The sequence below is a fragment of the Sulfuricurvum sp. MLSB genome, from assembly GCF_000747095.1.
Lineage (GTDB): Bacteria > Campylobacterota > Campylobacteria > Campylobacterales > Sulfurimonadaceae > Sulfuricurvum.
This window is the reverse complement of record NZ_JQGL01000143.1, coordinates 1-7,666: the sequence shown is the minus strand read 5'-3', so window position 1 is coordinate 7,666 and position 7,666 is coordinate 1. Positions and strand designations below refer to the sequence as shown.

8 protein-coding genes and 1 pseudogene are annotated in these 7,666 nt (G+C 52.2%); all 9 read left to right on the top strand.

Annotation, left to right across the window (positions count from 1 at the left end; genetic code table 11):
* On the top strand, nucleotides 1-1,577 hold a 1,577-nt coding region (locus JU82_RS10695; protein ID WP_037950509.1), incomplete at its 5' end, for a SulP family inorganic anion transporter.
* A complete protein-coding gene (locus JU82_RS10690; protein ID WP_037950500.1) occupies nucleotides 1,574-1,822 on the top strand; it encodes a thioredoxin family protein in 249 nt (82 codons plus the stop codon). The genes JU82_RS10695 and JU82_RS10690, both read left to right, overlap by 4 nt.
* 33 nt (nucleotides 1,823-1,855) lie before the next feature.
* Nucleotides 1,856-2,719: a flagella basal body P-ring formation protein FlgA gene (locus tag JU82_RS10685; protein WP_037950498.1), complete on the top strand. Its 864-nt coding sequence runs from the start codon at nucleotides 1,856-1,858 to the stop codon at nucleotides 2,717-2,719.
* A complete protein-coding gene (locus JU82_RS10680; RefSeq protein WP_037950495.1) occupies nucleotides 2,716-3,246 on the top strand; it encodes a UbiX family flavin prenyltransferase in 531 nt (176 codons plus the stop codon). The genes JU82_RS10685 and JU82_RS10680 overlap by 4 nt, the downstream gene beginning before the upstream one ends.
* Nucleotides 3,239-3,748, top strand: a complete 510-nt coding sequence (gene coaD, locus JU82_RS10675) for a pantetheine-phosphate adenylyltransferase (RefSeq protein ID WP_037950493.1) — start codon at nucleotides 3,239-3,241, stop codon at nucleotides 3,746-3,748. The genes JU82_RS10680 and coaD overlap by 8 nt, the downstream gene beginning before the upstream one ends.
* The gene (gene tmk, locus JU82_RS10670; RefSeq protein ID WP_037950490.1) at nucleotides 3,739-4,320 is read left to right on the top strand and encodes a dTMP kinase; all 582 of its coding nucleotides are present in this window, start codon (nucleotides 3,739-3,741) and stop codon (nucleotides 4,318-4,320) included. Before coaD ends, tmk begins: the two co-directional genes overlap by 10 nt.
* Nucleotides 4,317-5,528 carry a histidine--tRNA ligase gene (gene hisS, locus JU82_RS10665; protein ID WP_037950488.1) on the top strand — a complete coding sequence of 404 codons (1,212 nt, stop codon included), beginning with the start codon at nucleotides 4,317-4,319 and terminating at the stop codon, nucleotides 5,526-5,528. The genes tmk and hisS overlap by 4 nt, the downstream gene beginning before the upstream one ends.
* Before the next feature lie 25 nt (nucleotides 5,529-5,553).
* Nucleotides 5,554-7,383 carry a biosynthetic arginine decarboxylase gene (gene speA / locus JU82_RS10660; RefSeq protein WP_294892862.1) on the top strand — a complete coding sequence of 610 codons (1,830 nt, stop codon included), beginning with the start codon at nucleotides 5,554-5,556 and terminating at the stop codon, nucleotides 7,381-7,383.
* Nucleotides 7,384-7,392: 9 nt separating this feature from the next.
* Nucleotides 7,393-7,666: pseudogene (locus JU82_RS10655) on the top strand (serine O-acetyltransferase); the annotation flags it as partial.

Below are 7,666 nucleotides of genomic sequence, written 5' to 3'. Positions count from 1 at the left end.
TTGCGGGGCTGGCCGTCGCCATCGTCGCCCTGCCGCTAGCCATGGCCATCGCAATCGCCTCTAATCTCCCGCCGGAGCGGGGGCTGTTTACCGCCATCGTAGCGGGCTTTTTGATCTCGGCCCACGGCGGAAGCCGCTACCAGATCGGAGGGCCGACGGCGGCATTTATTGTCACCGTCGCAACGGTTGCAATGAAGCACGGCTACGAGGGACTGGTACTGGCTACGATTATGGCCGGAATAATTCTCGTACTGATGGCCTTTCTGAGAGCCGGAGAGATGATCAAGTTCATCCCCTATCCTGTCATTGTCGGATTTACTTCGGGAATTGCTCTTTTGATTGCCTTTTCGCAAATCCGCGATTTTTTCGGCCTCCGTGTCGAAACCGTTCCTCCCGATTTTCTCGATAAACTCGCCGTCTATCTCGCCCATCTGCATGATACGAATATCGTTGCCGTCCTTCTTGCACTCGCCTCGATCGGCGTCATCCTGCTGGCCAAAAGCCGTATCCCTAAAATCCCCGGTCCCATTATCGTTGTTACTCTCTCCGGACTGGTCGTGTGGGCGTTCAGTCTCCCTGTTGAGACGATAGAGAGCCGCTTCGGCGCCATTCCCTCAATGCTCCCTTCCCCCGTCTGGCCCGAGATCACGTTCGAAAAACTTCGCCTCCTCCTGCCCGATGCGATCACGATCGCGACGCTCGCCGCCATCGAATCGCTCCTCTCAGCTGTCGTGGCTGATGGTATGACCGGAACACGGCACAAGCCCAATGCCGAGTTGATGGGCCAAGGTATTGCCAACGTCGCATCGGGGATTTTCGGCGGCCTTCCCGCCACCGGAGCCATCGCCCGAACCGCCACCAACGTCAAAGCCGGAGCCCGGACACCCGTAGCGGGGATGATGCACGCGTTCTGGCTTTTTATCTTTATGCTTCTCCTCTCTCCGCTGATCATCAAGGTCCCGCTGGCCGCACTGGCGGCAATCTTGATGGTAGTCGCCTGGAACATGTCGGAGATAAAGCACGTACGCGAGATCATGAAAGCTCCCCGTACAGACAGAATCGTCTTGATTGTCACATTTGCCCTCACCGTCCTGGTCGATTTGAACTTCGCGATACAGGCAGGCATTGCCCTTGCATCGATCCTTTTCATCGATCAGATGATGAAAGCGACCCATATCCGCGCCGTCGAGCGCGAAGAGAACGACCCGGATTCCATCCAGAACAAATCGATCCCGGAAGGTGTCGAAATCTACGAGATTCAAGGCCCTCTCTTTTTCGGCGTTGCTGAAAAACTCGTCGATACGCTCCTGCTGTTTGAAAAACCGCCGCAGGTGTTCATTCTTCGGATGCGATACGTCCCCCTCATCGATGCGGCAGGATTGCACGCACTGGAAGTGTTGCACGAAAGGCTGAGCGAAAACGATACCGTACTCATTCTCTCGGGCGTCAATTCTCAGGTACACCGCTTTATCTCCAAATCCCACATCACCGAGAAAATCGGCGAAGAGAATATCGTCGACCACATCGACAAGGCGCTCCGACGTACCAACGAGATTCTCTCACGGGGAGAAGGATGAAAATCATCCTTTTCGGAACGGGATGCGATTTATGCCGCGAAATTGCAAAAAATATCGAAACCGCAATCGCGCTTTGCGGCATTGAAGCCGACTTTGAAAAAACCTCCGATCTCTCCCGCATGCTCGGCTACGGAATCAAAAGCACCCCTTCCGTCGTTATCGACGATCAAATTGTCTCAGTCTCATCCGCACTGAGCATCGAGGATATATGCTCAGTGATCAATCCCTCCGACACCCCTGAATGACGGCCTTAATACGCAATATGCTATAATTGCCTAATGATTAAATGGATATTCCTTCTCCTTTTGAGCACGGCGGCAATCGCGCAGGAGCTTCAAAAAGAGTACTTTTTCACCGACAATACCATTGTTTCCACAGACCTGTTTCCCAAGATGCAAAAGCGGTTTGAACTGGTACGCATCCCTGCGGGTAAAATTCTTTATCGGATGGATGCCAAAGTTGTCGCCAAAACATTCGAACTCAACGGCATCAGGCTGGATACCGGAAAAATCCGGTTTGTCACTTTTATCAAAAAAAGCCCTGTTGACGTTACGTCGCTTAAAATCCAACTGACCCGCGTCCTTCAGGAACGCTATCCGACGATCGCGATTGAGAATATCAGCATTATGCCGCACGGCTATCTGGCATCCTTGCCGCCGGAAGCAAATGCCGTTTTCGACCCATCATGCTATCTCAACGGGAACGGAACGTTTTACATCATCGACAAAGACGGTTTGAGACGCTACTTCGATTACTCGCTCGACGCAACGCTGAACGTATTGCATACGACCCGTAAAGTCTTGCGCAGAGAGAATCTGAACACAGCGAACACTGCCTTAAAAGAAGTACCGTTTGAATCGTTCAGAGACACCCCGTTAACGGGAATTCCCGAACATCCACACCGTTTCCGCGCCGGTTTGAAGCCAGCGACCCCGATCATCGTCAGAAATGTTGAAAAAATGCCTCTGATTCTCAAAGACGACAATGTCATCGTCGAGGTGCGAAACGGCTCCGTTATCCTCGAATTGATCGCAACGGCGACGCAAGAAGGGGGACTCTATGATATTATTACGATTCAAAAAAGGGACGGCAAACGCTCCCGTGCCAAAGTAATCGGAGAAAAACGGGTGGAACTGCAATGAAAATCGTCGTCGGTATCAGCGGTGCCAGCGGTGCCGCGCTGGGAATTAAGACCCTGCGCGCCCTCCCCGACACGGTTCAAAAGCACCTGATCATCTCCGATCATGCCAAAATCGTTTTTGACAAAGAAGAAAACCTCACGATCCACGGTAACGATGAGATATGGGCTTCGGTCGCATCCGGTTCATACGGGGCCGATGCGATGATTATTACGCCGTGCAGCATGAACACACTGGCGAAAATCGCCTGCGGAATCGCCGACAACCTGATCACGCGCGCCGCGGCGGTCATGATCAAAGAACGCCGTACCCTCGTACTGGCTCCCAGAGAGATTCCGTTTTCGCCGATCGCGCTGGAAAACATGCACAAACTCTCCATGATGGGAGTCATCATCGCACCCCCGGTACTGGCCTATTACGGAGAACAAAGCACATTGGAAGAAATGGAAAACTTTATGATCGGCAAATGGCTCGACCTGCTCGGCATCGACAACGATCTCTACAAACGATGGGGGGACAACCATGCATAAAATAGCCCTTTATCCCGGGACTTTCGACCCGATCACGAACGGTCATTACGACATTATCGAGCGGGGAATCCGCCTTTTTGACGAAGTGATCGTCGCCGTTGCCGAATCGCGTGACAAGCGCCCCATGTTCACGCTCGAAGAGCGGGTGGAGATGACCAAGCTCGCCGTAGCGCATCTGGAGCGGGTCCGCGTCGTCGGTTTCGACAACCTGACCGTAGAACTGGCCAACACGCTGGATGCGACGGTATTGATCCGCGGTCTGCGTGCCGTGAGCGATTTTGAGTTCGAGCTGCAGCTGGGCTATCTAAACAACTCTCTTGATCCGAAAATCGAAACGGTTTACCTGATGCCCAAACTCAAACATGCGTTCATCAGCTCATCAATCGTCCGGAATCTGCTGAAATTCAACGGCAAAACAGAGCACCTTCTCCCCGCACCGGTGCAGGATGTCATTTGGAGCATGAAATCATGTACGTTACCCGAGGCCACGCCATGTACCTAGCGATAGAAGGGATCGACACTGCCGGGAAAAGCACGCAGATCGAACGCCTGCGCGGAGTGTTTCCCGACGCGCTCATCACCAAAGAGCCCGGGGGAACCGCAGCGGGCGTCGAAATCCGCAACATGGTTCTGCACGGCAACCTCAAAAGCAAAATGGCGGAACTTCTGCTGTTTTTGGCCGACCGCGCCGAGCATACCGAAGCCATCATATTACCCAATATGAACCGCCTGGTCATCAGTGACCGCTCCGCCGTATCGGGAATGGCGTATGCGAGCGTGCAGAATTTGTGTGATGAAGCGACACTGGTGATGCTCAACCGTCTTGCGACCAACGGGTATCTGCCCGATCGGGTTTTCATCCTCAAGCTTACCCCCGAAGAGCTTTCGTTTCGTCTGAGCCAAAAAGAACACGACGTGATCGAATCGCGGGGGATCGATTATCTGCTCTCGATTCAGGACGCTCTGATCGCTGCGGCGTATGCTCTGGGAATTCAAACCCATGTAATCGATGCGACACAATCCATAGATACCATAACACACGAGATTGCCGATCTCATCAAAGGAGCCTTATGATCCAATCGTTACGCGGAATGAACGATATCCTGAGCGAAGATTACGAGCGTTTTGAGTTTTTTATCTCGACCGCTTCGACCGTTGCCAAACGGTACGGTTTTCATTACATCGAAACCCCCCTGCTCGAAGAAACGGCGTTGTTCAAACGCTCCGTCGGAGAATCCAGTGACATCGTCGGAAAAGAGATGTACCAATTTACCGATAAAGGGGGCAATGACGTTTGCTTGCGCCCTGAGGGAACCGCAGGGGTCGTCCGCGCTTTTATCCAGCACAAGCTGGATAAAAAGGGAGGCATCCACCGCTTTTATTATCACGGGCCGATGTTCCGGTACGAACGTCCACAAAAAGGGCGTTTGCGTGAATTTCACCAGTTCGGCGTCGAGAGTTTCGGTGTTGCGAGCGTTTATGAAGACGCACTCATGATCATGATGGTGGCCGACATTCTCAAAGAACTGGGAATCGGCTACCGCCTGAAACTCAATTCGCTGGGCGATCAGCACTGCATGCCCGCGTATCGCGACAAACTGGTCGGATTTATCGAAAGCTGCGGCGATGCGATCTGTGAGGACTGCCAGCGCCGCAAATCGACCAACCCTATCCGCGTACTCGACTGTAAAAACGAGAAGTGCCAGAGCCTCTATACCGACGCTCCCAAACTCATCAATAATCTCTGCGAAGGGTGCCAAAGCGATTTCGATACCCTCAAATCGATCCTTGACCAGCACGCTATCGCCTATGAGATCGATACTAACCTCGTCCGCGGGCTGGATTATTACTCCAAAACGGCCTTTGAATTCGTCAGCGACAACATCGGGAGCCAAAGCGCCATCGCCGGCGGCGGACGCTACGACCGCCTGATCGAGTTTCTCGACGGCAAGTCGACTCCTGCCGTCGGATTTGCCTTGGGAATCGAACGTCTGCTTGAGCTGATCGTTATGCCCGAGAGCGTACGCGAAGGGTATTATCTGGGAGCGCTGGACGAAGAGTCCCTTCCGTTGGTACTCAAAGCAGCCGAATCGGTGCGCCGGACTCAAAAAGCGGTTGTTGAATACGACCCGAAAAAGCTGCAAAATCATCTCAAAGGTGCGGACAGAATCAATGCACGTTACTGCGCGATCATCGGTGAAAACGAGCGCGCTAACCACACGATCTGGGTCAAAGACCTAGTTGAAAAATCGGAATCTCTTATTCCGATGAGCCAATTTTGAGAATCCAATGCTGAAGGGAGAAGCGGTGAAAACGTACGGAATAGACATTTGGGGCGAAAACAACTATATCATCGATCAGGGAAAAGTAAAAGTCAATTACAAAAGCTCCCCTTCTTTGCTTGAGATTACCCAACAGGTACGCAAAACGAACCTTCGCGGCCCGCTGATCCTCCGTTTTCCCCACCTGATCGGCAAACAGATCGATATGCTCTATTCGAATTTTCGCCGCGCCATTTTCGAAAATGACTACAACGGCAAATTCCACGCCGTATTTCCGCTCAAAGTTAACCAGTTCCCCGAAGCGGTAGACGCCATCGTCGAGCACGGCGAAAAATACAGCTACGGCCTCGAAGCGGGTTCCAAAGCCGAACTGGCCCTCGCGATGGCGAAAACTCCGATCGGTTCTCCGATCACCGTCAACGGCTTCAAAGATGAAGAGATGGTCACGCTTGGGTTTATGGCCGCGCACATGGGGCATCAGATCACTATTACCATCGAAGGACTCGGCGAGCTCGAATGGATCATCGACGTCGCCCAGCAATGCAACCTCAAAGTCCCTAACGTCGGGATCCGTGTTCGCTTGCAATCCGAAGGAAGCGGCATTTGGGCGAAAAGCAGCGGTCTGAGCGCCAAATTCGGCCTCACGTCTACCGAATTGATCGAAGCGATTGCCATGCTCCGCGAGAACAACATGCTCGAGTATTTTACGATGATCCATTTCCACGTCGGAAGCCAAATGCAGGAGATCGCAACGCTGAAGCGGGTATTGCGCGAAGCGGGAAACATCTACGCCGAGCTTAAAAAAATGGGAGCCGACAACCTCAAAGCGATCAATATCGGAGGCGGTCTCGCCGTCGAATACTCGCAACACCCTTCAACGCGGATGCGTAACTATACCCTCGAAGAATTCTCCAATAGCGTCGTCTACCTCCTCAGAGAGATCATGAACGCCAAAGGGGTCGAGCATCCGGATATCTTTACCGAATCGGGCCGTTTTGTCGTTGCGTCGCACTCAGTTCTGATTGCCCCGGTGCTGGAGCTTTTCAGCCACGATTACCAGACAAAATCGCTCAAACTCAAAGAGCAAAACCCTCCCCTGATCGAAGAGCTGCGCGAACTCAATTCGCTTCTCTCGCCTCGCACCTGTATCGAGTACATGCATGATGCCCTCGATCACATGGAGTCCTTGCTGACGCTGTTCAATCTGGGACATATCGACCTCCAAGACCGCTCAAACGCCGAAATTCTGGTTCATCAGATCATCAAAAAATCGCTCTACCTCTCGCAGGACAATCCGCTGCCCGACATCGAGGGGCTTCAGGTCAAACTGCAGGAGCGTTACTTGATCAACAGCTCCATTTTCCAGAGCATCCCCGATTATTGGGGATTGCAGCAGCAATTTCCGATCATGCCGCTGGACCGTCTCGATATACCGGCAATCCGTGCGGCAAGTTTGTGGGACATTACCTGTGACAGCGACGGAGAAATCCGTTTCAAACCGGAGACTCCGCTGTATCTGCACGACATCGACCTGGACGAAGAAGAGTATTTCCTCGCGTTTTTCAACGTCGGAGCGTATCAAGAGACGCTGGGAATGAACCACAATCTCTTTACGCATCCCAGCGAGTGCACGATTTTGATCAACGACACGGGTTATGAGATCGAAAATTTTACCGAATCCGACAACATCATGAACATTCTCGAAGACATCGGTTACGACAAGTCCAAACTTCTGACAAACCTTAAAAATAAACTGGCCGTAAGCGAATTTAGCACAGAAGAAGAAAAAAGTGATACACTTCAAAAACTCGAAATGTACCTGTACCAAAACGGGTATCTGCGAACCACTCGATAAGGATTGAATTTGGGACTGTTTTCTGAAATTGCCGAAGATTTTTCGAACGTCTACAAAAACGATCCCGCCATCAGTTCCCGAATCGAACTCTTCTTTAACTATCCGGGGGTCTGGGCCATCTTTTGGTACCGTATCTCCAGCCGCCTTTATCAAAGCGGATTCAAATCCTTCGCCCGTTTTTTAATGGGTGTCAACCAGATCTTCACCAACATCGACATCCATCCGGGGGCAACAATCGGCCGACGGGTATTTATCGATCACGGATTCGGCGTCGTCATCGGCC

Coding starts and splice junctions, on each gene's coding strand:
- hisS (WP_037950488.1), top strand. CDS start 4,317: ATGATCCAATCGTTACGCGGAATGAACGATATCCTGAGCGAAGATTAC.
- JU82_RS10685 (WP_037950498.1), top strand. CDS start 1,856: ATGATTAAATGGATATTCCTTCTCCTTTTGAGCACGGCGGCAATCGCG.
- JU82_RS10690 (WP_037950500.1), top strand. CDS start 1,574: ATGAAAATCATCCTTTTCGGAACGGGATGCGATTTATGCCGCGAAATT.
- coaD (WP_037950493.1), top strand. CDS start 3,239: ATGCATAAAATAGCCCTTTATCCCGGGACTTTCGACCCGATCACGAAC.
- JU82_RS10680 (WP_037950495.1), top strand. CDS start 2,716: ATGAAAATCGTCGTCGGTATCAGCGGTGCCAGCGGTGCCGCGCTGGGA.
- tmk (WP_037950490.1), top strand. CDS start 3,739: ATGTACCTAGCGATAGAAGGGATCGACACTGCCGGGAAAAGCACGCAG.